This is a genomic window from Bradyrhizobium sp. Unk1 (assembly GCF_059512345.1).
Genome location: NZ_JCAMOP010000015.1, coordinates 1 through 25,891, shown reverse-complemented (window position 1 = coordinate 25,891; position 25,891 = coordinate 1). Strand labels below are relative to the sequence as shown.

The 25,891-nt window shown below is 65.7% G+C and carries 22 protein-coding genes; 13 read left to right on the top strand and 9 right to left on the bottom strand.

What is annotated here, in order from left to right; genetic code table 11:
* Positions 1 to 66: 66 nt before the first annotated feature.
* Entirely contained in the window at positions 67 to 837 is a 771-nt protein-coding gene (locus AC5ZFO_RS20290) for a DUF502 domain-containing protein (RefSeq protein WP_282519084.1), read from the top strand.
* A gap of 105 nt (positions 838 to 942) precedes the next feature.
* Positions 943 to 1,800, top strand: coding sequence for an NAD(P)-dependent oxidoreductase (locus AC5ZFO_RS20285; protein ID WP_282519085.1), 858 nt, complete (start codon positions 943 to 945; stop codon positions 1,798 to 1,800).
* A gap of 28 nt (positions 1,801 to 1,828) precedes the next feature.
* Here the strand turns inward: AC5ZFO_RS20285 and AC5ZFO_RS20280 are convergent, their stop codons facing one another.
* Entirely contained in the window at positions 1,829 to 2,350 is a 522-nt protein-coding gene (locus AC5ZFO_RS20280; RefSeq protein WP_282519086.1) for a P-loop NTPase family protein, read from the bottom strand.
* A gap of 174 nt (positions 2,351 to 2,524) precedes the next feature.
* Here AC5ZFO_RS20280 and AC5ZFO_RS20275 point away from each other — a divergent pair, with 174 nt between their 5' ends.
* The 3 genes from AC5ZFO_RS20275 (at position 2,525) to panE (ending at position 4,971) form a co-directional block, all read left to right on the top strand.
* Positions 2,525 to 2,914, top strand: coding sequence for a nuclear transport factor 2 family protein (locus AC5ZFO_RS20275; protein ID WP_282519087.1), 390 nt, complete (start codon positions 2,525 to 2,527; stop codon positions 2,912 to 2,914).
* A gap of 96 nt (positions 2,915 to 3,010) precedes the next feature.
* Positions 3,011 to 3,841, top strand: coding sequence for a helix-turn-helix domain-containing protein (locus AC5ZFO_RS20270; RefSeq protein ID WP_282519088.1), 831 nt, complete (start codon positions 3,011 to 3,013; stop codon positions 3,839 to 3,841).
* Between the two features lie 200 nt (positions 3,842 to 4,041).
* A complete protein-coding gene (gene panE / locus AC5ZFO_RS20265; RefSeq protein WP_282519089.1) occupies positions 4,042 to 4,971 on the top strand; it encodes a 2-dehydropantoate 2-reductase in 930 nt (309 codons plus the stop codon).
* Here the strand turns inward: panE and recG are convergent.
* Complete coding sequence (gene recG, locus AC5ZFO_RS20260) at positions 4,968 to 7,076, bottom strand: ATP-dependent DNA helicase RecG (protein WP_282519090.1); 2,109 nt, start codon at positions 7,074 to 7,076, stop codon at positions 4,968 to 4,970. The genes panE and recG overlap by 4 nt on opposite strands.
* Positions 7,077 to 7,262: 186 nt before the next feature.
* On the opposite strand from recG, the gene AC5ZFO_RS20255 reads away from it, so the two are divergent.
* From AC5ZFO_RS20255 to AC5ZFO_RS20245, 3 genes are all read left to right on the top strand, one after another.
* A complete protein-coding gene (locus tag AC5ZFO_RS20255; RefSeq protein WP_248877644.1) occupies positions 7,263 to 7,553 on the top strand; it encodes an FAD assembly factor SdhE in 291 nt (96 codons plus the stop codon).
* Entirely contained in the window at positions 7,550 to 11,068 is a 3,519-nt protein-coding gene (gene mfd, locus AC5ZFO_RS20250; RefSeq protein WP_282519091.1) for a transcription-repair coupling factor, read from the top strand. The genes AC5ZFO_RS20255 and mfd overlap by 4 nt, the downstream gene beginning before the upstream one ends.
* A gap of 296 nt (positions 11,069 to 11,364) precedes the next feature.
* Positions 11,365 to 12,501 (top strand): acyl-CoA desaturase, encoded by a 1,137-nt coding sequence (locus AC5ZFO_RS20245; RefSeq protein WP_496122492.1) that lies wholly within the window; start codon positions 11,365 to 11,367, stop codon positions 12,499 to 12,501.
* 144 nt (positions 12,502 to 12,645) lie between these two features.
* On the opposite strand, the gene AC5ZFO_RS20240 is transcribed toward AC5ZFO_RS20245, so the two are convergent.
* Genes AC5ZFO_RS20240 through AC5ZFO_RS20230 form a run of 3 tightly spaced genes read right to left on the bottom strand, consistent with a single transcriptional unit; the run spans position 12,646 to position 17,304 of the window.
* Positions 12,646 to 13,869 carry a GGDEF domain-containing protein gene (locus tag AC5ZFO_RS20240; protein ID WP_282519092.1) on the bottom strand — a complete coding sequence of 408 codons (1,224 nt, stop codon included), beginning with the start codon at positions 13,867 to 13,869 and terminating at the stop codon, positions 12,646 to 12,648.
* A 35-nt stretch (positions 13,870 to 13,904) separates the two neighbouring features.
* Positions 13,905 to 15,452: an AMP-binding protein gene (locus AC5ZFO_RS20235; RefSeq protein WP_496122422.1), complete on the bottom strand. Its 1,548-nt coding sequence runs from the start codon at positions 15,450 to 15,452 to the stop codon at positions 13,905 to 13,907.
* A gap of 4 nt (positions 15,453 to 15,456) precedes the next feature.
* On the bottom strand, positions 15,457 to 17,304 hold the full coding sequence (locus AC5ZFO_RS20230; RefSeq protein ID WP_282519094.1) for an extracellular solute-binding protein: 1,848 nt from the start codon (positions 17,302 to 17,304) through the stop codon (positions 15,457 to 15,459).
* 270 nt (positions 17,305 to 17,574) lie between these two features.
* Here AC5ZFO_RS20230 and AC5ZFO_RS20225 point away from each other — a divergent pair, with 270 nt between their 5' ends.
* A complete protein-coding gene (locus AC5ZFO_RS20225; protein ID WP_282519095.1) occupies positions 17,575 to 18,408 on the top strand; it encodes an invasion associated locus B family protein in 834 nt (277 codons plus the stop codon).
* A gap of 97 nt (positions 18,409 to 18,505) precedes the next feature.
* On the opposite strand, the gene hspQ is transcribed toward AC5ZFO_RS20225, so the two are convergent.
* Positions 18,506 to 18,838 carry a heat shock protein HspQ gene (gene hspQ, locus AC5ZFO_RS20220; RefSeq protein WP_014495177.1) on the bottom strand — a complete coding sequence of 111 codons (333 nt, stop codon included), beginning with the start codon at positions 18,836 to 18,838 and terminating at the stop codon, positions 18,506 to 18,508.
* 106 nt (positions 18,839 to 18,944) lie between these two features.
* On the opposite strand from hspQ, the gene AC5ZFO_RS20215 reads away from it, so the two are divergent.
* On the top strand, positions 18,945 to 19,898 hold the full coding sequence (locus AC5ZFO_RS20215) for an AEC family transporter (RefSeq protein WP_282519096.1): 954 nt from the start codon (positions 18,945 to 18,947) through the stop codon (positions 19,896 to 19,898).
* Between the two features lie 6 nt (positions 19,899 to 19,904).
* On the opposite strand, the gene AC5ZFO_RS20210 is transcribed toward AC5ZFO_RS20215, so the two are convergent.
* Positions 19,905 to 21,089 (bottom strand): UbiH/UbiF family hydroxylase, encoded by a 1,185-nt coding sequence (locus AC5ZFO_RS20210; RefSeq protein WP_282519097.1) that lies wholly within the window; start codon positions 21,087 to 21,089, stop codon positions 19,905 to 19,907.
* Positions 21,090 to 21,176: 87 nt separating this feature from the next.
* Here AC5ZFO_RS20210 and pcsA point away from each other — a divergent pair, with 87 nt between their 5' ends.
* The 3 genes from pcsA to AC5ZFO_RS20195 all read left to right on the top strand — a co-directional run bounded on the left by pcsA (position 21,177) and on the right by AC5ZFO_RS20195 (position 23,731).
* Complete coding sequence (pcsA, locus tag AC5ZFO_RS20205; protein ID WP_282519098.1) at positions 21,177 to 21,944, top strand: phosphatidylcholine synthase; 768 nt, start codon at positions 21,177 to 21,179, stop codon at positions 21,942 to 21,944.
* Entirely contained in the window at positions 21,941 to 22,675 is a 735-nt protein-coding gene (locus AC5ZFO_RS20200) for a TerC family protein (RefSeq protein WP_282519099.1), read from the top strand. The genes pcsA and AC5ZFO_RS20200 overlap by 4 nt, the downstream gene beginning before the upstream one ends.
* 81 nt (positions 22,676 to 22,756) lie before the next feature.
* On the top strand, positions 22,757 to 23,731 hold the full coding sequence (locus AC5ZFO_RS20195) for a quinone oxidoreductase family protein (protein ID WP_282519100.1): 975 nt from the start codon (positions 22,757 to 22,759) through the stop codon (positions 23,729 to 23,731).
* Positions 23,732 to 23,852: 121 nt separating this feature from the next.
* Here the strand turns inward: AC5ZFO_RS20195 and AC5ZFO_RS20190 are convergent, their stop codons facing one another.
* Positions 23,853 to 25,043, bottom strand: coding sequence for an acetylornithine transaminase (locus AC5ZFO_RS20190; RefSeq protein ID WP_282519101.1), 1,191 nt, complete (start codon positions 25,041 to 25,043; stop codon positions 23,853 to 23,855).
* A 250-nt stretch (positions 25,044 to 25,293) separates the two neighbouring features.
* Positions 25,294 to 25,740: a hypothetical protein gene (locus AC5ZFO_RS20185; RefSeq protein WP_496122421.1), complete on the bottom strand. Its 447-nt coding sequence runs from the start codon at positions 25,738 to 25,740 to the stop codon at positions 25,294 to 25,296.
* Between the last annotated feature and the right edge of the window lie 151 nt (positions 25,741 to 25,891).

Below are 25,891 nucleotides of genomic sequence, written 5' to 3'. Positions count from 1 at the left end.
CTAGGTAGTCTTCCAAAACCTGCTAGAAGACCCTAGTTTGAGTGCAGCGACCGACCTGGAACCCGAATGACCCCCCGCGACGACGCGCCTGCGCCGCTTGATCCCATCCCGGAACCGCATACCGGCCTGATGGGCCGCTTCCGCAATTATTTCCTCACCGGCCTCGTCGTGACGGGGCCAATTGCCATCACGCTGTATCTGGTCTGGTGGTTCGTCACCTGGGTTGACGGCGTGGTGCGGCCGTTTGTGCCGTTGGCCTACCGGCCTGAAACCTATCTGCCGTATGTCGTTCCAGGTTGGGGACTGATTGTCGCATTCTTCACGCTGACGCTGGTCGGCTTCCTCGCCGCCAATCTGATCGGCCGAACGCTGGTCGATATCGGCGAGACCTTCCTCGGCCGCATCCCGGCGGTGCGCGCCATCTATCGCGGCCTGAAGCAGGTGTTCGAGACGCTGTTCTCGGGCAAGGGCTCGAGCTTCCGGAAGGTCGGCCTGGTCGAGTTTCCGTCGCCGGGCATGTGGTCGATCGTGCTGATCTCGCAGTCGCCGAATGAAGAGGTCGCGCGCAGCCTGCCGGGGCAGGAGGAGCACGTCTCCGTGTTCCTGCCGTGCTCGCCGAACCCGACCACGGGCTTCTTCTTCTACGTGCCCAAGAGCAAGATCGTCGAGGTCGACATGAGCACCGAGGACGCCGCAACGCTGATCATGTCGGCCGGCGTGGTGCAGCCGGGCGCGGCCCCCGACCCGAAGAAGGCCGCCGCGCTTGCGGGCATGGCGAACGCCGCGCGCATCGCCAATGCCTCGGCGCTCCAGCCCCAGCCTGCGAAGGTGGAGTAGGGCCATTCCGGTTTCGGATGGCCGCATTCGCGCAAGCACTTTCGTCCTCTGCTAGTCTTCCGGTTGAATTGAGCGCCTCGCTCGGAATTCGACCTGGAGTGCATGATGACGAAGACCATTGCGATCCTCGCGCCCGGCGCCATGGGCAGCGCCGTGGCCCGCCGCCTCGGCGAAAACGGTGCGCGCGTGCTGACGTCGTTGAAGGGGCGCAGCGAGGCGACGCAAAAGCGCGCCGCGGATGCCGGCATGATCGGCGCCGAGGACGACGCGATCGCGGAGGCCGACATCATCCTTTCGATCGTGCCGCCGGGCGAAGCCGTGGCTTTGGCCGAACGCCTGGCCGCGCTGATCGTCCGGCGCGAAAAGAAGCCGGTCGTGGTCGACTGCAACGCGGTCAATGTCGATACCGTGCAGCGGATCGAGGAGATCATCGGCTCGGCACAGGCGCCGTTCGTGGATGGCGGTATCATCGGTTTCCCGCCGCAGCCCGGCGGCAAGAGCCCGGCTTTCTACCTGTCCGGCGAATACGCCAAGGACCTCGCAGTTCTGAAGGATCTCGGCCTCGACGTGCGGATCGTCGAGGGCCCCATCGGCGCGGCCTCCGCGCTGAAGATGTCCTATGCCGGCATCGTCAAGGGCCTCGCCGGCATCGGCTCGGCCATGGTGGTCGCGGCCACGAAAGCGGGCGCGGCTGACGCGCTGCGCGACGAGCTCGCGCTGAGCCAGCCCGCGGTCCTGGCCCGGCTCGAAGTCGCGCTGCCGGACATGATCCCGAAGGCCTATCGCTGGGTCGCGGAGATGCGGGAGATCTCGGGTTTCCTCGGGCCCGACCATCCGGCGAGCCAGATCTACGAAGGCTTTGCACGCTGGCTCGAGCACCTCGCCGCGGATGCGAATGGCGAAGCGGTGGATGCGGCACTGCTGAAGGCGTTCGCAGCGCGTGTCGCGCAGAAGAAGGCCTGACCGTCCAGTCCGAAGTCACGGCAATGGATCACTCGCCGTGCACTGAAACCGACTCCAGAAAACCCTGGATGTCCCGGTCGCGTCTCAGGCGCACGACCGGGACATCGGGGCCATATTGAAGGCGCTCGGCCTCGATGACAGGCAAGCGCTCCGTGTCGTAGCGCCACGCCTCCTTCATCAGTTTCCAGTCGAACTGTTCCGGACATCCCTCGGGAAGATCGGGGCGCGTCGTGTCGCGATCGAACGCGGAGCGCCAGAGAATGCGCCACTGGCAGAGCCAGCGCGGGCGGTCGATGACGACCATGGTGTCGGCACGCGCAAGCGTGAGATCGAAGGCCAGCCCCGAGAAGCTGCCGTCGATGACCCATGCGTCGCCCGCGATCGCCTCCGCGACGCGTAGACGGAAGCTGGCCTTGTCAGATGGCTTCCATCCCGGCCGCCAGTAGAGCACGTCGAGATGCACCACGGGCAGTCCAAGCTTCCGCCCGAGATTTCGGGAGAGGCTGGTCTTTCCGCTTCCCTGAGAACCGACAACGATGACCCGGCGCATGAGCGCAAGGTTCCATAAAGTCGGTCGCGGGGAAAGAGCGTGCCTTCCGGGCGCGCTTTATTACCTCGCATGTAATTGAGCCAATTCGCAGCCCGTCTACTTTGCTGATCGTCCACCCGCGGGGAGCTTTCAAGCCTCCGTCGAGCGCGCGTGTCACCGCATGAGGAGAGTGAGATGGAAGTCGTGTTTACGAAGAAGGCGCCGCCACAATGGCTGCTCGATATGTGGAAGGAGATCGACGACAAGACCTTCGGGCAAGGTTTCGAGTGTTTTGCGGAGGATGCCGTCTGCAATCTCGGCGTCGCCGATTGGAAGGGGCGGGAAGCAATCCGCACCAATCTGAAGGCTTTCATCGACACCGGATTCACCGCGCTGCATCACGTCACCGAATATTGGGACGCCGGTTCCCTGAAGGTGTTTCGCGGTGTCGTCGACATGACACCCGACGATCCCTCGATGACGACGGTGCATCCGACCATGACGCACTTTTTCTACATGGACGAGACGGACGACACCAAGGTGCGGCACTGGGTCGGCGCCGTGGGGCCGGTCACCTTCGGTTGATCGCCTGGAATAAGCCTGCCATTGGCGGCGGCGCCTCGGGTAAACCGGCGCCGCCGCCGATGCGCGTCGACGATATCGACCGGAAGGATCGATCGCATGAAAGCTGTGGCCAGCGACATCAAGATAGCCGTCAGATCCGCGGGCGCTCTGCTGCGTCAATGGCGGGACATTCGCGGCAAGACGCAGCTCGATCTGTCCTTCGATGCGGGCGTTACGCAGAAGCACATCAGCTTCGTCGAGAGCGGCCGCAGCATCCCAAGCCGGCAGATGCTGCTCGATCTCGCGCAGGCCCTCGACGTCCCCTTGCGCGAACGAAACGAGCTGCTGCTCGCCGCGGGCTACGCGCCGTCCTATTCCGATCCGGCGCTCGATACACCGGCCATGACGAGCATCAATCGCGCCCTGCGGCGCATGCTGCGTCAGCACGAACCGTTTCCGGCCATCGTCATGGACCGGTACTGGAACGTGCTGATGACCAATGACGCCGCGCCGCAGCTCTTCAATTGCTTCATCGACATGTCCGCGCGACCGGCTCCCCGCAATCTCTTACACCTGATGTTCGATCCGGCCGGCATGCGTCCCTTCATCGCGAACTGGCCGCAGACCGCCCGCGGCCTGCTGGCCCGTGTCCATCGCGAGGCGGTCGGGCATGTCATCGATGTCAGGACCAAGGCGCTGCTGGAAGAGCTATCGCGATACCCGGGCGTGAAGCCGGAATGGCGCGCACCCTCGGCCTCCGATGCGATGCCGATGATCCCGCTCAGCTTCGTCAAGGACGGCGTGACGCTCGACTATTTCTCGCTGATCACGACCGTCGGAACGCCGCAGACGGTGACGGCCGAAGAGCTGCGGCTCGAATGCATGTTCCCCGCCAACGATGCGACCGAAGCCGAGCACGGCAGGTTCTTGCGTGCGCATGCGGGGTGAGGGCCTCCGCCGCATCTCAACCCGTCCGACGTGTGCCGAGCTCCACCCACATCGTCACTGCGAGCGCAGCGAAGCAATCCAGGATCTTTCCGCGGAGACAGTCTGGATTGCTTCGCTACGCTCGCAATGACGAGGAGGAGACGGCGCGGGATCCATCTGTTACTGTCTTGCGGAAGCAGATGGATGCAATCGGAGCTCGAATGAGAGTGCTGGTGATCGGCGCGGGCGCGCTTGGCGGCTATTACGGAGCTCGCATGGTCCGCGCCGGGCGCGACGTGACCTTTCTGGTGCGCGAGAAGCGGGCCGAGCAACTGCGCCGGACAGGATTGCAGGTCGTCAGCCCGCATGGCGACTTTGCCGTGCAGCCGAAGATCGTCCTCGCTAACGATCTCAAGGAGCCGTTCGACGTCGTGCTCGTCGGCGTAAAATCCTACTCGCTCGACGATGCCATGAGCCAGTTTGCTCCTGCCGTTGGCGGCGATACGATGATTCTGCCGATCCTCAACGGATTGAAACATATCGACGCCCTGACCGCGCGGTTCGGTGCCGCGCGCGTCCTTGGCGGGCTCGCGAACGTCAGTGCCGGGCTCGACGCGGATGGTCGTGTCGTTCAGTTCATGGCCAATCAAACGATCGTCTTCGGCGAGACCAAGGGAGCGTTGAGCGAGCGCGCGCTCGCACTGGAAACACTGCTCCATGTCCCTGGTATCGACGTACGCGCCAGCGAAGCGATCATGCAAGACATGTGGGAGAAGTTCGTCCAGCTGAGCACGCTCGCCGGCATCACCTGCCTGATGCGCGCGAGTGTCGGCGACATCCTGGCCGTGCCGAACGGCGAGCAGTCGATCTTCCGCCTGTTTGCGGAATGCTGTGCCGTTGCGACGGCGTCAGGCTTTGAACCTCGCGCGCCGTTCATCGAGTTCGACCGGAAACTCTTCACGACCCTGGACTCGCCGCTCAAGGCCTCGATGCTGCGCGATATCGAGCGCGGCTCGGTCACCGAGGCGGAGCACATCCTGGGCGACATGGCCAATCGGGCCCGTACGCTCGGCATCGACACGCCGCTGCTGGATCTGGCCGTGGCGCATGTGGCGGCTTACGAGGTCGGGCGCCGAAGAGCAGCAGGCTAACCCGCCCCGATCAGCGGGATCGCCTCGTCCCGCTCATAGAGGTACAGCAGGCACCGTAGCGCCTCGCCACGCTCGCCCTTCAGCTTCGGATCGTCCTTCAGGATCCGCAGCGCCTCGTCTCTAGCCTGGGTGATGAGCTGGCCGTGCACCTCCGACCGCGCGATGCGGTAGCCGGGCAGGCCGCTCTGGCGCACGCCCAGCACGTCGCCTTCGCCGCGCAGCTTCAAATCTTCCTCGGCGATGCGAAAGCCGTCGGTGGTCTCGCGGATCACCTTCAGGCGTGCCTTCGACATCTCGCCGAGCGGCTCCGAGTAGAGAAGGAGGCAGGTCGAGGCTTCCGAGCCGCGCCCGATACGGCCGCGCAGCTGGTGCAACTGGGCCAGGCCAAACCGTTCGGCGTTCTCGATCACCATGATGGTCGCGGCCGGCACGTCGACGCCGACCTCGACCACGGTGGTCGCAACCAGAAGGCCGATCTCATGGGCGGCGAACTGGCCCATCACGCGGTCCTTCTCGGTGCCCTTCATCTGGCCGTGGACGAGGCCGACGCGGTCGCCGAAACGTTTTTGCAAGCTCTCGAAGCGTTTGGTCGCATTGGTCAGGTGCTCGGTGCCCTCGGCCTCGGATTCCTCGACCAGCGGGCAGATCCAGTAGACCAGCTTGCCGGCCTCCAAGGCCCGGCCGATGCTGTCCGTGACCTCATTGAGGCGGCTCATCGATATGGTGCGGGTCTCGATCGGCTGGCGGCCGGCGGGCTTCTCGCGCAACTCGGAGATGTCCATGTCGCCGAAATAGGTCAGCACCAGCGTGCGCGGGATCGGCGTCGCACTCAGCACCAGCACGTCGACGGACTCGCCCTTCGAGGTCAGCGCGAGGCGTTCGCGCACCCCGAAACGATGTTGCTCGTCGACGACGGCCAGGGCGAGATCGCTGAAGATCACGTCGTCCTGGATCAGCGCATGGGTGCCGACGAGGAGATTGATCTCGCCGGCTTCGAGTTGCGCCAACAGCTCGCGCCGCTCCTTGCCTTTCTCGCGGCCGGTGAGAATGGCCACGCGCAGCCCTGCGTGCTCCGCGAGCGGGGCGATGGTCTTGATGTGCTGCCGCGCCAAAATTTCCGTCGGGGCCATCAGCGCGGCCTGCTTGCCGACCTCGGCGACGGCGGCCGCCGCCAGCAGCGCCACCACGGTCTTGCCCGAGCCGACATCGCCCTGAAGCAGGCGAAGCATGCGCACGGGCTGTTTCAGATCCTCGGCGATGGCGGCCGCGGCGTTGCGCTGGGACGGGGTCAGGGCATAGGGCAGGGCGTCGATGATCTTGTTGCGCAAGTGACCGTCGCCGGCGTTGCGGACGCCGGCGGGGCGGCGCAATTGGGCGCGGATCAGGGCCAGCGCGAGCTGGCCGGCCAAAAGCTCGTCGAAGGCGAGGCGCGACCAGTAGGGCTTTTCGGGCAGGATGTCCGTGAGCTCGACCGGCTGATGCACGCGGCTGAGCGCCTCGGTGACCGTCGGAAAACTGCAGCGGCGCATCACCTCCGGGCTGATCCATTCCGGCAGGGCGGGCAGCTTCTGCAGCGCTTGCGCGACCGCGCGTCGCAGCGAGCCGAGCGCCAGGCCGGTGGTCAACGGATAGACCGGGTCGATGCCGGAGAGTTTTGCGATCGCCTCTTCGTCGAGCACGCGGTCGGGATGTACGATCTGCGGGATGCCGTCATACATCTGCAGTGTGCCCGAGACGTAGCGCTTCTCGCCGACAGGCAGCAGCTTTTCGACATAGCCGGGCTTGGCGCGGAAGAAGGTCAGCACGACGTCGCCGGTGTCGTCGCTGGCGTAGACGAGATAGGGCGCGCGGGCGTTGCGCGGCGGAGGCGGGCGGTGGCGATCGACGGTGACCTCCAGCGTCACCATGGTTCCCTGGACGGCGTCGCGGATCTTTGGCCGCGCACGGCGGTCGATGACCTGGCTCGGCAAATGCAGCAGCAGGTCTACCAGGCGCGGCGTCTCATTGCGGCTGAGCAGGTACTGCAGCAGCTTGTCCTGCTTCGGACCGACGCCGGGCAGGCTGGTCACGGGAGCAAACAGCGGATTGAGCAGGCTGGGGCGCATGAGAGCGAATCTAGGATCGTTTCGGCCCGTCATGCCCGGCTTTATGGCGGGCATCCACGGCTTTTTTCGCGGCGCTCGCGCGGGTAGCGGGCCATGCCAAATCGAGGGCTGACAGGGGCGGTCCGAGTGGCTATATCACCCCGGCCCGGCACGTCCGGGCTTTCTGCGTTTGACTGGATCCGAGACATGACGGGAACGACACGATCGAGCAACGGGCTGGACGATCGCCGCAAGCGGCTTCTGTTCCGCTGCTGGCACCGCGGCACGCGCGAGATGGACCTGATCCTCGGCCGCTTCGCGGATGCGGAGATCGGCAATCTGACCGACGCGGAGCTGTCCGAGCTCGAGACCCTGCTCGACGAGTCCGATCCCGATCTCTATGCCGCCATCACCGGTGACAAGGTGCTGCCAGCTGAAGTCACCGGCGCGCTGTTTGCCCGCATCAAGGCGTTCCCGATTACGGACGGCGATTTATGAAACAGGGGATGAAGTCGCCGGCCGAGCTGCTCACGCCCGGCCGCGCGCTGACGCTTGCCAATGTTGCCGAGGGCGCCGAGGGCCTCGTCATCTCCGATCTCGCCCGCGCCATCGCCGCGCGGCCGAAGAAGGCGGCCGTCAGCCTCGCCGTGGTCTGCCGCGACGGTGGGCGAATGCAGCAGCTCGAGCGCGCGCTGCAGTTCTTCGCGCCCGATTTGCCGGTGCTGACCTTTCCGGCCTGGGACTGCCAGCCCTATGACCGCGTCTCGCCGCATGGCGGCATCCTCGCGCAGCGCCTGACCACGCTGGCGCGGCTTGCGCCGCTGACCGGTAGCGACAAGCCGCTGATCGTGCTCACCACGGTGAACGCGATCCTGCAGCGCGTCCCTGCGCGCGAACTCGTTGCCGCGCAGGCGCTGTCGGTTGCGCCGGGCAACGTGGTGCCGATGGACACCATCGTCGCCTGGCTCGAGCACAACGGCTACAACCGCTCCTCGACCGTGCGCGAGCCCGGCGAATATGCCGTGCGCGGCGGTATCCTGGATCTGTTTCCGGCCGGCCTCGACCAGCCGGTCCGCTTCGACTTCTTCGGCGACAGCCTGGAATCGATCCGCTCGTTCGACGCCGAGACCCAGCGCACGATGCTCGACATGCGCTCGCTCGACCTCGTGCCGATCTCGGAATTCCAACTCGTCACCGACACCATCCGCCGCTTCCGCATGGGCTATGTCGCCGAGTTCGGCGCGCCCGAGCGCGACGACGCGCTGTACGAGGCCGTCAGCGAGGGCCGCCGCCATCCCGGCATGGAGCACTGGCTGCCGCTGTTCCAGGACCGGATGGACACGCTGTTCGACTATCTGCAAGGCGCAGCCATCGCGATCGAGCCGCAGGCCGAGGACGCCGTCCGCGAGCGTTTCAAGCAGATCCAGGATTACTACGAAGCCCGCCGCGATGCGATGGAGCATCCCGGCGGCGGCGCGATCTACAAGCCGCTGCCGCCCGACAGGCTCTATCTCACCGACGAGGAATGGACCAGGCGCGAAAACGAGATGTCGCTGGTGCGGCTGACGCAGTTTTCGGTTCCGGCCGATGGGGCGACGATCGTCGATGCCGGCGCGCGCAAGGGCCGCGACTTCGCACCCGAACGCAATGACGCCACCGTCAACGTGTTCGAGTCCGTCGTCAGCCACGTGATGGCGCTGCATGCCCAGCGCAAGAAGGTCGTGATCGCGCTCTGGAGCGAGGGATCGCGCGACCGCATGACCTCGATGCTGCGCGACCACAAGCTGACCCATACCACCAGCGTCAACAGCTGGCGGACGGTGCAGGCGACCCCGCGCAACGAGACCATGCTCGCCGTGCTCGGCCTGGAAAGCGGTTTCGAGACCGACGAGATCGCGCTGATCAGCGAGCAGGATATCCTTGGCGACCGCCTGGTCCGGCCCCGCAAGGCGAGCCGCAAGCTCGACAATTTCATCTCGGAGGTGACCAGCCTTGCCGCGGGCGACATCGTCGTCCACGTCGATCACGGCATCGGCCGCTTCATCGGCCTCCAGACTCTCGACGTCGCGGGCGCGCCCCACGACTGCCTCGAGCTGCATTATGCCGCCGAGACAAAGCTGTTCCTCCCCGTTGAGAACATCGAGTTGCTGTCGCGCTACGGCTCCGACCAGACCACGGTCGAGCTGGATCGTCTGGGCGGAAGCGGCTGGCAGACCCGCAAGGCAAAACTCAAGAACCGCATCCGCGAGATCGCGGGCGAATTGATCAAGATCGCTGCCGCGCGCCATTTGCACGAGGCGCCAAAGCTGCCGGTGCAGTCGGGCCTCTACGACGAGTTCTGCGCGCGCTTCCCCTATGACGAGACCGAAGACCAGCTCGGCGCCATCGAATCCACCCTGAAGGACCTCGAGCTCGGCCGTCCGATGGACCGCCTGATCTGCGGCGACGTCGGCTTCGGCAAGACCGAGGTTGCGCTGCGCGCGGCCTTTGCCGTCGCGCTCGAAGGCAAGCAGGTCGCGGTCGTGGTGCCGACCACGCTGCTGGCCCGTCAGCATCACAGGACCTTCACCGAGCGCTTCAAGGGCTTCCCGGTGAACGTGGCGCAGGCCTCGCGCCTGGTCCCGACCAAGGAGCTGAACCTGGTCAAGAAGGGCATCGCTGACGGTTCGGTCGACATCGTCGTCGGCACCCACGCACTGCTCGGCAAGGCGATCAAGTTCCGCGATCTCGGCCTCGTCATCGTCGACGAGGAGCAGCATTTTGGCGTCACTCACAAGGAGCGGCTGAAGGCGCTTCGCTCCGAGGTGCACGTGCTGACGCTGTCGGCGACGCCGATCCCGCGCACGCTGCAACTGGCATTGACCGGCGTCCGCGAGCTCTCGATCATCGCATCGCCCCCGGTCGACCGCCTCGCGGTGCGCACCTTCGTCGCCCCGCACGATCCGCTGATGATCCGCGAGGCGCTGCTGCGCGAGCGCTATCGCGGCGGCCAGGCGTTCTACGTGGTGCCGCGCATCGACGACCTCGCCGAGGTCAAGGACTTCCTCGACAAGAACGTGCCGGAGATGAAGGTCGCGGTCGCGCACGGCCAGATGCCGCCCGCGGTGATCGAGGACATCATGACCGCCTTCTACGACGGCAAGTTCGACATCCTGCTGTCCACGACGATCGTGGAATCCGGCCTGGACATTCCCAACGCCAACACCCTGATCGTGCACCGCGCCGACATGTTCGGCCTGGCGCAGCTGTATCAGCTCCGCGGCCGCGTCGGCCGCTCCAAGCTGCGGGCCTATGCGCTGTTCACGCTGCCGGCGCAGCAGAAGATCACGGCGCAGGCCGAGCGCCGGCTCACCGTGCTGCAATCGCTGGAGACGCTGGGCGCGGGCTTCCAGCTCGCCTCGCACGACCTCGACATCCGCGGCGCCGGCAACCTGCTCGGCGAGGAGCAGTCCGGCCACATCAAGGAGGTGGGCTTCGAGCTCTATCAGTCGATGCTGGAGGAGGCGATCGTCAACCTCAAGGCCGGCGTGTCCGAGCCTGCTGCCGACCGCTGGTCGCCCTCGATCACCATCGGCATGCCCGTGCTCATTCCGGAAGACTATGTCGGCGATCTCTCGGTGCGGCTGTCGCTGTACCGGCGGCTGGCCGATCTCGACACCGAGGAGGAGATCGAGAACTTTGGCGCCGAGATGCGCGACCGCTTCGGCGTGCTGCCGGACGAGGTGCGCTACCTGTTCAAGGTCGCCGCGATCAAGGCGTTCTGCCGCACGGCCAATGTCGGGAAGATCGATGCCGGCCCGAAGGGCGCGGTCATCGCCTTCCGCGATAATTCGTTCGCCCATCCCGACCGCCTGGTGTCGTTCATCCGCAGCTACGGCCAGGCCGCCAAGGTGCGGCCCGACATGAAGGTGGTGTTCCTGCAGGACTGGGAGACGCCGGAAGAGCGTCTCGCCGGCACCACCGAGATCATGCGACAGCTTGCACAGCTGGCGCAGAGCAAGAAGGCGGCGTAATTGTTCCGAGCGCCACCGGAGCGGTACTTGGATACAAGACAGCGGCATATGGCCACTTGCGGAATGATCGAACGACAGCCATGTTCGATTCGTCGAGTTCGGCCGACGATTTGGCCTCGCCGCTGATTGCGTGCCCGACTGATGACCTGATTCGTGTGACCCGCGACTGGTTTACCGGCCGCGGGTTTTTTGTACCGCAAAACGGGCCTTCCCCGCCCATTGAAACCTCTGAGGTCGCGAGCGTGTCTATCAATATCGATTCAGGCCAGGAATCCGGTGACGAACACGACGACGTCATGTATCCGCAGGTCCTGCCGTTCATATTGGTCCACGCGGGATGCTTCGCGGCGATCTGGTCAGGCGTCTCGTGGCAAGCCGTTGCCATCTGCGCGGTCCTGTACTGGTTGCGCATGTTTGCGATCACCGCCGGGTATCACCGGTATTTCTCGCATCGGGCTTACGCGACCAGCCGGGTGTTTCAGTTCATCCTGGCCTTCCTGGCCCAGAGCAGCGCTCAGAAAAGCGTCCTCTGGTGGGCTGCCAAACATCGCCATCATCATCTTCACTCGGATACGGCGAAGGATGTGCATTCGCCCCGGCACAAGGGCTTCCTCTACAGTCATGTCGGCTGGATCTTCTACCGGCAGCACGATGCAACCGACCTGGTGAAAGTATCGGATCTGGCGTCGTATCCGGAGTTGATGTGGCTGCACAGGCTGGAGCTTCTGCCGGCATTCGTGCTCGCGGGCCTCTGCTTCCTCATTGCGGGGTGGTCGGGACTCGTGGTCGGGTTCCTCTGGAGCACCGTGCTGGTGTATCACGGCACGTTCTGCATCAACTCCCTCGCACATGTTCACGGCCGCAGGCGGTATGTGACCGGTGACGATTCCCGCAACAACTGGCTGCTCGCTCTCGTCACGATGGGTGAGGGGTGGCACAACAATCACCACGCCTACCAGGCCAGTGCTCGACAGGGCTTCCACTGGTACGAGATCGATCTCACCTATTATATCCTGGTGGTCCTGTCCTGGCTCGGGATTGTCCGGGATCTGAAGATGCCGCCCAAGCAGGTCCTGCGCAATGAGCATCGGCTGGGATCTCGCGTGATCAAGCAAGCGGCCGAGCAGCTCGCCGCTCGCTTCAATCCCGAACACATCGCCCTGGCGATCAGGACGTCGATCCATGAGACCGAATTGTCGGTCCGGGACGCGATTCACCTGTTGCAGCACAGAGCCGATCTGCGTCTGGCCAGCATGCCGACTCGCGACCAGTTGCTGGCTGAAGCGCAGCGCATGTTCGCGAAGACGATGTCGCTGGACGACATCGTCGACCGGGCCCACGAGCTCCTGAACGAGACTGTTGGCTTTCTCCTGGCCACGCCTGCGCCTGCTCTCGCAACCAACGCGCAACCTGGGACGAATGGCGGCGCTTAGGGCGATGACGCGGATCGAATGATTTCGGCAGGATTGTCGTAGGGTGGGCAAAGGCGCGCTTGCGCCGTGCCGACCATCCTTCCAAGACCGCTGAAAGTGGTGGGCACGCTTCGCTTTGCCCACCCTACGGCCTGGAGATCGTAGCTACGACGCGGCCCTTGACGCGTCGGCCGAGAGACGCCCGAGCAGTGACCGCGCCGTATCCGAGGGCGACAGCGAGTCCACGCTGACGACGGGATCGCTGCGCATCTCGTGCTTGCCATTTGAGGTGTGTCGCATCACCGCCGACAGGCGGCGGGCGATCATGTGGGCGGTGCGGAAGTCGGTCTCCGCGAACACGACGATGACGGAACCGTCTTTCTGCGCCACGCCAAAATCCATCTGCCGCATCAGGCGGCTCAGGATCCGCGCGGCGTCGAGCTGGGCACGGGAATTGCCGGGCTCGAAGGCGAAGCGTGCCACGGAGAGGCCGCCGCCGCGGGCAAGGGCCTGCTCGACCGCCTTGGCGAAATCGCGGGCAAAAGCTTCTACCGTGAGCAGGCCGCTGCGCGGATCAAGCCAGCCGCCGGCATCGATCGAGCGCAGCGTGCGGCTCAGTTGCGCTTCCATCGCGTGCTGGCGGATCAGCGGCAGCGCGTTGGCGGCGACCTTCGCCGGCTCGCCCGGGATCAGCTCGAGATTGGGCAGGTCGTACGTCTGCGCGAGCTGGTGCGCGGTGACGACCACGGGCAGGCTGCGGAATCGGGTGTCTTCGGCGAGCACCGTGAGGAAGGCGTCGGTGACGCGCGCGGTAAAACCTTCGGCGAGCACGACGCCATCGATATCGCGGGTGTTGAGATGCTTGGCCGCAGCCTCGATCGAGAGCGCGCCGACGACCCCGACGCGTTCGCCGAACGCAACGGAGAGCGCAGGGTAGGCTGCGCCGCGGCCGATCAGGAGCACCGTTGCATCGCGTGCCGGATCCCCCTCCGGCAACCCGACCTTCGCGTCCGGCAGCCGGCGCAGAACCGTTGCATGGAGAGTACGCACGCGCAGCGCGGCGCGGAGCCGCGCGACGAGGCGGTCGGAATTGCCGCCGCGCGAGGAGAAGGGCAGGGCGTTCTGCGGCAGCGTGCCCGCAGCATCGAGTGCCACGAACGGCAGGTAGGGCGATTGGTCCGCGATCTTCCTGGCGAGCGGCGCAAGATAGGGCTCGTGCCCGGCATGCATCGCGGCGAGAACCGCGGCCGGCTGCACCTGCTCGACCGCGCGCGCCGCGCTGGCCCAGTCAGCGTCCACGACGGGAAACAGACGGGCCTCGTCCAGTGCCGCAATGAAAGGCGGCCGCTGGGTGTTGGACACAAACAGGATCGGGCCCGCCTGGGACATCGCAAACTCTGATCACGCAACAGATGCTGCGCAATCTAGTCCGGTTGCCTTAATGCAGCGTCAATGGAAGGGCCGAAACTGCGCTCCGGCCCCGTGCGGTCGCGAAAAGCCTCGACCATCAGGGGGTTAAGCCCGAGCTCATTGAGCGCTTCGCGGGCGCGGGCATTGTCTTGCGCCCGTCCTGCGAGCCGGTGACCCGAGAGCCGGTCGGGCAGCGCGGTGAGCAGGGCGCCCTGGCCGAGCCGGCGCGCCCATTCCTGGAGGTCGTTGGACAGGAAGCGGTAGCCGCCGACGGCCATGATGCCGGAGGGCGGCGCGGTGATGCAGATCGCGCCGCTTGGACGGTCGAGCCGCGCGGCATAGCCGGTGTCGACATAATCGCGCGGCGGCTGCGCCGTCAGCGTGTCGCCGACCGGCTGCGGCGGCGCGTAGGCCGCGATCGGCACCATCGCTCCGCGCAGGCCGAGCGTGCCCCTGGGCGTCAGCAGGATCTCGCCGGCGATGGAGGAGCCGGACTGCTCGCGCGGGGCGCCGTGCGGCCCGGGCATCACCGCAACAGGCATGCCGTCCTCGCCGCGGCGGGCGCCGAACAGCCCGGCCTCGCCGAACAGATAGACGTCGGTCAGCGGTGCATGCGGCGCGATCCAGGCATCGCTCGCCGCCACCTGCTCGGGCGCGCGCCAGAGGCCGATGACGTTGCGCAAGCTCGGCATTCGCGCCGCGAGATCGGAATCGCCGAGCCGCAGCACGAGCTGCGCGGGGGCGATCAGCACCTCGCATTCGTGCTCGTTGATCTGCTGTTCCAGCACGTCGTTCTCGAAGGGATGATGCAGCGCCAGCGTGCCGCCGCAGAGCAGCCACACCGCGAGCGAGGAGGCGAGGCCCGCGAACGACATCGGCGTGAACGCCGCCATCACGGTCGCGCCCTGCTTGATGTCGGCTTCCAGCGACATCGCGAGCCCGCCGGCGATCAGGCTGAAATGCGGCCGCGGCACCGGGCGAAAGCCTTCCGCGGTGACGTCGAAGGAGATCATCGCCGCCTTGCGGCCGTCCTGGATCACCGCGCGCGTGGTGCCCGGCGGGCGGGCCAGCACGTCGTCGAGCGAGGCCATGCCCTCGGGCAGGTCGGCGCCGAAACCGCAGACGTAACGGATCGAGAAGGCCTCTGCGGCGGCGTGCATCGCGAGGTCGGAATAGCTGACGCCGTCGACCTTGCTCATGGTGACGATGGCGCGCGCCGCGGTGCGGTTCAGCGCGGCGGTCAGTTCCGCATGGCGCCAGAGCAGCGGCAGCACGGCGACGACGAGCCCGGCGCGATGCGCGGCGAGCACCGTCAGCACGAACTCGACCGTGGCAGGCAGCTGGATCGCGATGACGGAATTGGCCGGCAGGCCCGATTCGACGAAATGCGCCGACAGGGCCTCGATGGCGGTGTCGGCCTCGGCGTAGGTCATCCGCCGCGGCTGGTGGCCGGTCACGCGGGCCTTGTTGAGGGGATCGAGCAGAGCGGGCGCGTGCGGTTGCCGCATCAGCGTGCGCTGAAACAGCGTGTCGAGCGTCGGCGATACGGCTGGCTGATTCACGGCGTCACTTCGCTTGCGGCTGCCCCTTCGACCACCAGGTCTCCGGCAGGTAGCCGGACAGCGCGGTGGCCTTTGGCCGTTCTATCCGATTCCAGCGCGCGATCCATTGCTCGGATACGTTAAACAGGGGGATTGTATAGAAACCGGAGATCAAGGCGCGGTCGAGCGCGCGCACCGCCGAGACGAAGGCCGTGTGATCACGGGCCTCGAGGAGAGCGTCGATCATGGCATCGACGGCGGGATCTTTGGCGCCCATGTAGTTGCGGGTGCCCGGATTGTCGGCGGCCGCGCTGCCCCAATAGAAATACTGCTCGTTGCCGGGCGACAGCGACTGGTCCCAGCGGTTCTGGATCATGTCGAACTCGTAGCCGAGCCGGCGCTGGTCGAACTGCACGGGATCGACCGCGCGAACGCTCGGCTCGATGCCGGCGCGCTTGAGGTCGCGCTGGAACGCGAGCGCGATGCGCTCCTGGTCGCGGGTCGTCACCAGCATCTCGAAGGTGAAGGGGGCTTTTGTCACGCGGTTACGCAGGACGGTGCCGTCGAGATCGTAGCCGGCGTCCGACAGCAGCTTGAGTGCCGCGCGCAGCGTCGTCCGGTCGCGCCCCGAGCCGTCGGTGACGGGCAGGTGGTAGCTGCCGTCCATGATGTCGGGCGGGATCTGCGCGGCGAAGGGCTTCAGCAGTTCGCGTTCGCGCGCATCGGCAGGCCGGCCATAGGCCGAGAGGTCGGAGCCGGCGAAATAGCCGGCAACGCGCGAATAGAGTCCGAAGAAATAGTTGCGGTTGACCAGCTCGAAATCGAACAGCAGCGTCAGTGCCTGGCGCACGCGGATGTCGGCGAAGATCGGACGGCGCGTGTTGAACACCAGGAATTCGGAAGGCTGCGGCACGCCGGGTTTGATGGTGTCGCGGATCACTTCGCCGCTTCTGGCGGCTGGAAAGTCGTAACCGTCGTGCCAGCGCAGCGGCTCGTGCTCGACGCGGAAATCATAGAGGCCGCGCTTGAAGGCTTCGAACTGGCCGTTGGCCTCGCGAAAATAGTCGAGCCTGATCTCGTCGAAATTGTAGAGCCCGCGATTGATGGGCAGGTCGCGGCCCCAATAGTCGGGATTGCGGGTCAAGCTCACGCTGGCACCGGGCTTCACCGCCATGATCCGATACGGGCCCGAGCCGATCGGGCCGGTCAGCGTCGTCTCCTCGAAGGTCGCGACGTCCACTGCATGCTTCGGCAGGATCGGCATCAGGCCGAGGATCAGCGGCAATTCCCGGTCGTTGGCGCCGGCCAGGTCGAAGCGGACGGTGAGAGGGTCGGGCGCCTCGGCCTTGGCAACCTTAGAGTAATATTGCCGATGGTTGGGGCGGCCGTGATCGCGCAGCAGCTGCCAGGAGAACAGCACATCCTCCGCCAGGACCGGCTTGCCGTCGGAGAAGCGGGCGCGGGGATCTAGGCGGAACGTGACAAAGCTCCGCGCGTCATCGGTCTCGACCGATCTGGCGATAAGGCCGTAGAGCGTGAACGGCTCGTCATTGCCGCGCGCGAGCAGGCTCTCGATCACGTAGTTCCGCACCGGCTGCACGGCCAGTCCCTTGACGATGAAGGGATTGAGGCTGTCGAAGGTACCGAGAATGCCCCAGGTCAGCCGGCCGCCCTTGGGGGCATCGGGGTTGGCGTAGGGCATGTGGGTGAAATCGGCCGGCATCGCCGGCCTGCCGTGCATCGCGATCGCATGGGCTTCCTCAGCCCGTACGCCGCTTGCGGAGAGCGCGGAGGCGAGGACCAAGGCGAGAAGACTGAGGCGGGTGCCAAGGCCCTCAAGAAGGCCCTCGAGAAGGCGCTGGAACATGGACATCGGCACACGTTGATTCGAGGACCTGCGGGCCTGAATCCTATCACAAGGAATTTCACGGATCGCAGGCCCGGGAGCGGTTCAAGGCGTTGTCAAAGACGCTTGTCGGCATTGATCTTTCCGTCGGCCACGTTAAGAAGGCACGCAATCGCGCACGAGCGCCGAGCCCGTCACTTATCCGCCTCAATTGACGGGGAGAGAGCCGCGCCAGGCGGCTCGGTTCGGTGCTTCGGAGCGGTTCGGGCACTTCCCGTTCAGAAAGGGTTTTCCGCAATGAATTTCCGTTACTTGGCCGCGTCCGTCCGGCCGCGCGGGCGACTTTTCGCCCTGTTGACGGCGACGGCGTTGGTCGTCCCGTTTGCTGCTGAGGCCCAGGCTCCCGCGCCGGCCCCCGGCGCGCCTGCCGCGCCCAAGGCGGCCCCGGCCGCCCCGAAAGCCGCTCCCAAGGCGGCTCCGAAGGCTCCCGCGCCGGCCGCCCAGGCTCCCGCCCAGCCGGCTCCCGCGCCGGGCGCTCCGGCGCAGCAGGGCGCGGCCGCCCAGCCGGCTGATCAGCAGATCCAGCTGATCTATGCCCCCTGGACCAAGTTCTGCCTCAAGGGTCAGGACGCCAACGCCAAGCAGGTCTGCTTCACCGGCAAGGACGGCCGCATCGAATCGGGCCAGCCTGTCATCGCGGCCGTGATCATCGAGCCGGAAGGCGAGCCCAAGAAGATCCTGCGCGTGACGCTGCCGCTCGGCATGCAGCTCGTGCACGGCACCCGCATCATCGTGGACAACAACGCGCCGTTGCAGAGCCCCTATGTGATCTGCTTCCAGAACGGCTGCATGTCCGACTACGAGGCCACGCCCGAGCTCATCGGCAACATGAAGAAGGGCCAGAACCTCGTTGTCCAGGCGATCAATGCCAACGGCGCGCCCCTGACGCTGCCGCTGCCGCTCGCCGGAGAATTCCAGAAGGCCTATGACGGTCCGCCGACGGATCCGAAGGTGTTCGAGGAAACCCAGAAGAAGCTCCAGGAAGAGCTTCAGAAGAAGGCCGACGAGCAGCGCAAGAAGCTCGAGCAGAACGGTGGCGCGCCCGGCGCGGCTCCGGCTGGTCAGAAGTAAGCGGGCTCAAATCCCGGACATGAAAAAGGCGCTCGGTTCGAGCGCCTTTTTTGCTGGCCGCTTGATGGCGGCAAAACTCAATTCAAGCGGCGGCCGGTCAGTTCAGCGACGGATTGCGCGGGCGATAGCCGCCGGTTTTGTCCTTGATGAAGATCTCGGCAACCTGGGAATGGCGGATCGGCTCGCCGGAATCGTCCGGCACCAGGTTCTGCTCGGAGACGTAGGCGACGTATTCCGACTCAGCGTTCTCCGCGAGCAGGTGATAGAACGGCTGGTCCTTGTGAGGCCGCACCTCTTCGGGAATCGACAGCCACCATTCCTCGGTGTTGTTGAATTCCGGATCGATGTCGAAGATCACCCCCCGGAACGAGAAGATCCGGTGGCGCACGACCTGTCCGATCTGGAATTTGGCGGTCCTCGCTTTAATCATTCCCCGTCGATAGACCAGGATTGTGGCCGATGCTAGTGCCCTGATCTGGAATTGACCTTCGACTAAGGGGTGGATAACCCCCAAATCTTCAGAAAACACTTTATCAATGATCGATATCCTCAATCTGGCGCTACCTTATTTCGGCTTGATCTTTGTCGGATTCGCCTGCGGCAAAGTCAAATCGCTGCCGGAATCGGGCCTCGCCTGGATGAACTTTTTCCTGCTCTACGTGTCGCTGCCGGCGCTGCTGTTTGCGATCATGTCGAAGACGCCGTTTGCGGAATTGAACAACCCGCCGTTCCTGGTCGCGACCACGCTGTCCACCGTTGTGGCATTCACCCTGGCGCTGATCGTCGGCAAGGTTTTGGGACGGCTGACGCTGCGCGAGGCGACGCTTGCGGGCCTCTCCGGAGGCTATGGCAATATCGGCTATATGGGGCCGGGGCTGGCGCTCGCCGTGCTTGGGCCGAAGGCCTCGGCGCCGACCGCGCTGATCTTCTGCTGCGACAGCATCTTCCTGTTCACGATCGTGCCGCTGCTGATCGAGCTCTCCGACCGCGACCATCCCTCGTTGGTCCATGCCTTCGGCGTCGTGCTGAAGCAGATCGTGCTCAACCCGCTGATCATGTCAGCCTGCTTTGGCGCGGCCGTGGCGGCGCTTCATATCGAGATGCCGGTCGCACTCGACCGCACCATCACGTTCCTTCAGAACGCAGCCGCACCGACCGCGCTGTTCGTGCTCGGTGTGACCGTGGCGCTCCGCCCGTTCAACCGGGTGCCGTGGGAGGTGCCGGGTGTGATCGCGGTGAAGCTATTGATCCACCCGCTGGCCGCGTTCGGCCTGATGCTGGCGTTCGGACCGTTCGCGCAGCCCTGGGCCGCGACCGCCGTGCTGATGGCCTCGCTGCCGCCGGCGCTGAACGTGTTCGTGATCGCCCGGCAGAACGACGCCTGGATCGAATCCGCCTCCGTCGCGGTGCTGCTCGGGACCTTCGCGTCCGTGGTCACGCTGACCAGCGTGATGTGGGCGATCCAGACCGGCCGGCTGGCGTTTCCGTAAGCGAGCCTACCGCCGCCACGTCGGGGTCAGGCCCTCGCGCATGGCGAAGCGCCGCAGCGGGCCGATGGCGCCGAGCAGGTGCATGCCGACCGCGCGGACCGGCTGGAGCGGCAGGAAATCGTTGAGCAGGGAGCGGTTGGCGATGTCGATCGCAAACGTTCGGCTCAAAATATCCGGGCGCCGCGCCCGGTCGTAGCGCTTGAGCACGTCGGGCGCGCCGGGATCCTGGCCCGCAGCGATGGCTTCGCCCGCAAGCCTGGCGATGTCAGCGGCATCGCGCAGACCAAGGTTGAGGCCCTGGGCTCCGATCGGCGGGACCACATGGGCGGCTTCGCCGACCAGCGCGATGCGATCGCGGCCGAAGGATTTTGGACGTTCGATCGCCAGCGGAAACAGGTTGCGGCCCGGCTCGACCGTCATGCGTCCCAAAATGGAATGCGACTGCTTCTCGATCGCGGCGGACAGCTCCGCGTCGCTCAAGCCGCGAAGCCGCTCGGCCTCGGCGGGGGCCGAGACCCAGACGATGCTGGAGCGGTCGCCGGGCAGGGGCACGAACACGCAAGGGCCATGCGGCGTGTGGAACTCGGTCGAGACGTTGCGATGCGGGCGCGCGTGGCCGACGTTGAAGGTCAGCGCGGTCTGCGTCAGGTCGCGCCGCGTCACGGCGATGCCGGCGGCTTCCCGGCACAGCGAGTGCCGGCCGTCGGCGCCGACCACGAGCCGGGCCGAGAGGAATTGAGCGGACGCCGTGCGGACCGCGACGTCGTCGGCTTCGATGACGACGCTTTCGGCCTCGTCATCGCAACGGACGAGGTTGGGCAACTCGGCCGCGCGTTCTTCCATTGCCAGCATCAGCGAGCGGTTGTCGATGTTGTAGCCGAAGGCGTCGAGCGCGATTTCGTGGCAGGAGAACCGGACCTCCGGCGCCCGGAACAGCCGGCCGGTGTCGTCGACGAGGCGCATGATTTCAAGCGCGGCCGCCTTGCCCTTGCAGCGCGGCCAGACGTCGAGGCCCTCCAGGAGATCGACGGAGGCGCCGAGCAGGGCGGTGGTGCGGTTGTCGGCATAGGGCACGCGCCGCGCCACCAGCGCGGTCCGCGCGCCGGCCTGCGCCAGTGCGATGGCGGCCGCCAGTCCAGCCGGTCCGCCGCCGATCACGGCCGCGTCATGGAGTGTCGATGCATCTGTCATGGAACGACAATTGACATGCTGCGCGGCAAATTCAAGCCCGGCTATATTTCCTTGATTTTGTGGCGAATTGTGCGACCGAGCGCCGCAATGGCGGATGTGCAAAGCGGTCTCATTCTGATAGCAGAAGCCATGGATACCCAAGAGGATTCCCTGAAGCCGAAACCGGCGATCCGCGCCGCGGCTTTTTCGGTGCACATCTTCACCGCATTCGGCGCGGCCATCGCGCTGCTGGCGATGCTGGAGGCCGTGCGCGAGCATTGGGCGGCGATGTTTCAGTGGCTGGGCGTCGCCCTGATCATCGATGCGATCGACGGGCCGATCGCCCGCCTGCTGAAGGTCAAGGACGTGCAGCCGAACTGGTCGGGAGACGTGCTCGATCTCGTGGTCGACTTCGTCACCTATGTGTTCGTGCCGGCCTATGCGATCGTGGCGAGCGGGCTGTTGCTGCCGGTGGCCGCGCCGCTGCTCGGCATCGCCATCATCGTCACCAGCGCACTATATTTCGCCGATCTGCGCATGAAGGCGGACGACAATCATTTTCGCGGCTTTCCGGCGCTGTGGAATGCGGCGGCGTTCTATCTGTTCCTGCTGCACTGGCCGCCGCTGGTATCGACGCTGCTGGTCGCGGCGCTTGTCGTGCTGACCTTCGTGCCGTTCCACGTGCTGCATCCGGTCCGGGTCGTGCGGCTGCGCTGGCTGACGATGTCGCTGATCGCGATCTGGGCCGTGCTCGGCCTCTATGTGCTGGAGATGGATTTTCGCGTCGGCACCGGCGTGACCATCGTGCTCTGCGCCATCGCGCTCTGGATCAGCTTCAGCGACGCATTGATCCGCCTGGCAAGATCCTTCGCATGATGCACCTCCTCACGAGCCCTGAAGCCTGGGCCGCGCTACTCACCTTGACCGCGCTCGAGATCGTGCTCGGCATCGACAACGTCATCTTCCTGTCGGTGATCGTCTCGCGCATCCCCGAGAAGCAGGCCCACCGCGCCCGCCAGATCGGGCTCGCTCTGGCGCTGATCTTCCGCATCATCTTGCTCAGCCTGCTGGTCTGGCTGATCGGCCTGACCGCGCCGGTGTTTTCGTTTTCAGGTTACGGCTTCTCTTGGCGCGATCTCATCCTGATCGGCGGCGGCCTGTTCCTGATCGCCAAGGCGACGCACGAGATCCACGCCGAGGTCGAAGCCGATGACGGCGAGGGCGACCGCGAATCCGGTGGCAACGCCTTCTTCTGGGTGATCGTCCAGATCATCATCATCGACATCGTGTTCTCGCTGGACTCGATCATCACCGCGATCGGCATGGCGCAGGATATCGAGATCATGATCGCGGCGGTCGTGATCGCCTGCCTGGTCATGTACATTTCGTCGGGGCCGGTGTCGCGATTCGTCGCGGAGCATCCGACCACCAAGATGCTGGCGCTGGCGTTCCTGGTGCTGATCGGCGTCGCGCTGGTCGCGGACGGATTCCAATTCCACATTCCGCGCGGCTACATCTACTTCGCAATTGCGTTCTCGGCGGCGGTGGAATTCTTCAACGTGCTGGCGAAGCGCAACCGCAGGAAAGTCCGCAAGTCGTCCGTTTAGCCGTTCCAATCTGGGTCGAGTTGACAAGGCGGGCGCGATGTCTTTCGCTCAGCGGCGAGAAGACCGAGAGGAGGTCAGGTGATGACCAAAGCCGTCCGTGTGCACAAGGTCGGAGGCCCCGAAGCCCTGGTCTATGAGAGCGTCGAGGTCCCGGCGCCGGCTACCGGCGAGGTGCGCATCCGCCAGCATGCGGTCGGGCTGAACTTCATCGACGTCTACTATCGCACCGGCCTCTACAAGGCGCCGGGGCTGCCCTTCATCGCCGGCAACGAGGCGTCGGGCGAGGTCATCGCCGTCGGGCCCGGCGTGACGCATTTCCATCCCGGCGACCGCGTCGCCTACTACCACAATCTCGGCGCCTATACCGGCGAGCGCAACATCCCCTGGGAGAAGCTGGTCAAGCTGCCCGACCACATCACGCACGAGCAGGGCGCCGTGCTGATGCTGAAGGGGCTGACGGTCTGGTATCTCCTGCACAAGACCTTCAAGGTCGAGCCGCATCATCGCGTGCTGATCCATGCCGCGGCCGGCGGCATCGGCTTGCTCGCCTGCCAATGGGCGAGGGCGCTCGGGGCCCATGTCATCGGTACTGTCGGCTCGCGCGAGAAGGCGGAGCTTGCGGAGGCCAATGGCTGCGACCACGTCATCCTCTACAACGAAGAGGATTTCGTCGCGCGCGTGAAGCAGATCAGCCGCAACGAGGGCTGCGACGTCGTTTATGACGGCGTCGGCAAGGCGACCTTCCCGGGCTCGCTGTCCTGCCTGAAGCCGCGCGGCATGTTCGTCTCGTTCGGCAATGCCTCGGGGCCCGTGCCGCCGTTCTCGATCGCCGAGCTCAACAATCACGGCTCCCTGTTTGCGACGCGGCCGAAGCTCAACGACTACGTCGGCACGCGCAAGGAGCTGCTGGAAGGCGCCGACACACTGTTCGCCGCCGTCATCAACGGCAAGCTGCACGTGCCGATCAACCACGCCTACGCGCTCAAGGACGCCGCCAAGGCCCATATCGATCTCGAAAGCCGCAAGACCACCGGCGCGTCGATTTTGAAGCCGTAGGTCTGCCGGCATCGACGGTTTCGTAGGGTGGGCAAAGGCGCAGAGCGCCGTGCCCACCATCTCTCAACGATGACTACGAATGGTGGGCACGCTTCGCTTTGCCCACCCTACGAGACCGTCTCTACGCCACGCGTCTTGCCGCGCCGGCCCTGGTCAAGATCCCGTCGAGACAATCGATCATCTCGGCGATCTCTCCCTTCGTGACGTTCAGCGCCGGCATGAAGCGCAGCGTGTCGAGCTGCGGCGCGTTCAGGAGCACGCCGGCCTCGAACGCCTGCGCGACGATGCCCGGTGCGATCGGCAGCTTGAGGTCGAGCGCGAGCAAGAGGCCACGTCCCCGCACGCCCCCGAGGCCGTGCCGGGCCGAGACCTTCTGCAACTCGCTTTCGAGCAGCAGACCGGTCTCGGTGACCGCCTTCAGGAAGTCGGGCTTGCCGATCTCCTCCAGCACCGCGAGCCCCGCCGCGCACATGATCGGGTTGCCGTTGAAGGTCCCGCCTTGATCGCCGTGCTCGAAGCAGGATGCCCGTTCGGTTGCCAGCAGGGCCGCGAGCGGCACGCCGCCGCCGATGCCCTTGCCGAGCGTCATGATGTCGGGCGCGATGCCGGTGTGCTCGTAGTGGAAGAGTTTTCCGGTCCGGCCTATGCCGGTCTGGATCTCGTCGAAAATGAGCAGCAAGCCATGTGCCTCGGTGAGCGTGCGCAGCTCCTGCAGGAACTGATCGGTCGCGGGCCATACGCCGGATTCACCCTGGATCGGCTCCAGCATCACCGCGACGGTGTTGTCGTTGATCAGCTTCTCGACCGAGGCGATGTCGTTGAGCTTCGCCTTCTTGAAGCCCGCGACCTTCGGCTCGAACAGCGGTTCGAACGCCTTCTTGCCCGAGGCCGACATCGTCGCCAGCGTCCGGCCGTGGAAGCCGCCTGCGAAGCTGATGATCTCGAACGCGCCGTTCCTGTGCAGGCTGCCGTATTTGCGCGCGAGCTTGATCGCGCCCTCGTTGGCTTCCGCACCCGAATTGGCAAAGAACACCTGGTCGAACGCGCTGTTTGCGACAAGCCGCTGGGCAAGTTTCAGGCTCGGCTCGTTGTAGAACGCCGGGCTCGGCGTCAGCAGCCGCTTGGCCTGCGCGGACAGCGCATCGGCGATTGCGGGCGGAGAGTGACCGAGGCAGTTCACGGCCCAGCCCTGCACGAAATCGAGATAGCGCTTGCGGCTGTCGTCCCAGAGGTAGGAGCCCGCGCCGCGGACGAACACGGCCTTGGGCCGTGCGGTGATGTCCATCAGCGCGTCAAACGGATGCGTGGTCATGTCGAACTCCTCTGGAGGCGGGTGGAAATGGGGCGCAAAAAGCAGAAAGGCCGCACCTTGCGGGTGCGGCCTTCTCGAAAACTCGGCTGAATTCAGTGGTTCAGCGGCGTCGTCGGACATGGCGCACCCTCTCGTCGTCGCGGGAGCGACGGCGGAGCATTTCGGTGCGCTGATGGGTCCGAGCGTTGATCATGGGGCGGGTCCCTACAGCCGAAGGGCAGGGCTTGTCAAGCCCATGCTCGGGCAGCGTTCAACCTTCTACGACCGCGCGAGCGTCGCGTTCACGAGCATCGAGCGATGGTCGCTGGCCGGCACTGTAGGATGGTCTCGCCTCGAGGATCGGCGCCTCCACCCCGACGGCCATCAGTGTCGTGACGATGATCGTCAGGGCGACGTACAGGATCAAACCCGCGGGGCTCTCTGCTGCGCCGAGGCGGTCCAGCGCTGCCAGCACGAGCAGGTGGAACAGATAGACCGAGTAGGAGATGCGGCCGAGGAAGAGGCTTGCGCTGACAAGGAATGGCCGGCTCGCAAGACGCGGCGCGAATGCAAGCGCGGCTACGATCGCGGCGGCGCCGAACGCGGATGCGTAGAGGTGGAACAGCGCCTCGAGCGCGAGCGACGGCTGGCCGGCAAGCCGAAGCGTGAGCGCGAAGGCGGCGCTGCCGACGACGAGGAGCGTCATCCCCGCGCGCACTGGGGTGACCGCGCGCAGCAGGCGGCCGTCCGAGACTGCCGCCCGTAATCGGTCTGCGCCGGGAGTTGCGGCCGCAGCGCAAGTGGTCTGCGCGATGAATGACGCGCACAGTGCGCCGCCTCAGCAACGCGGGAGGCGTGTGATGGAATTC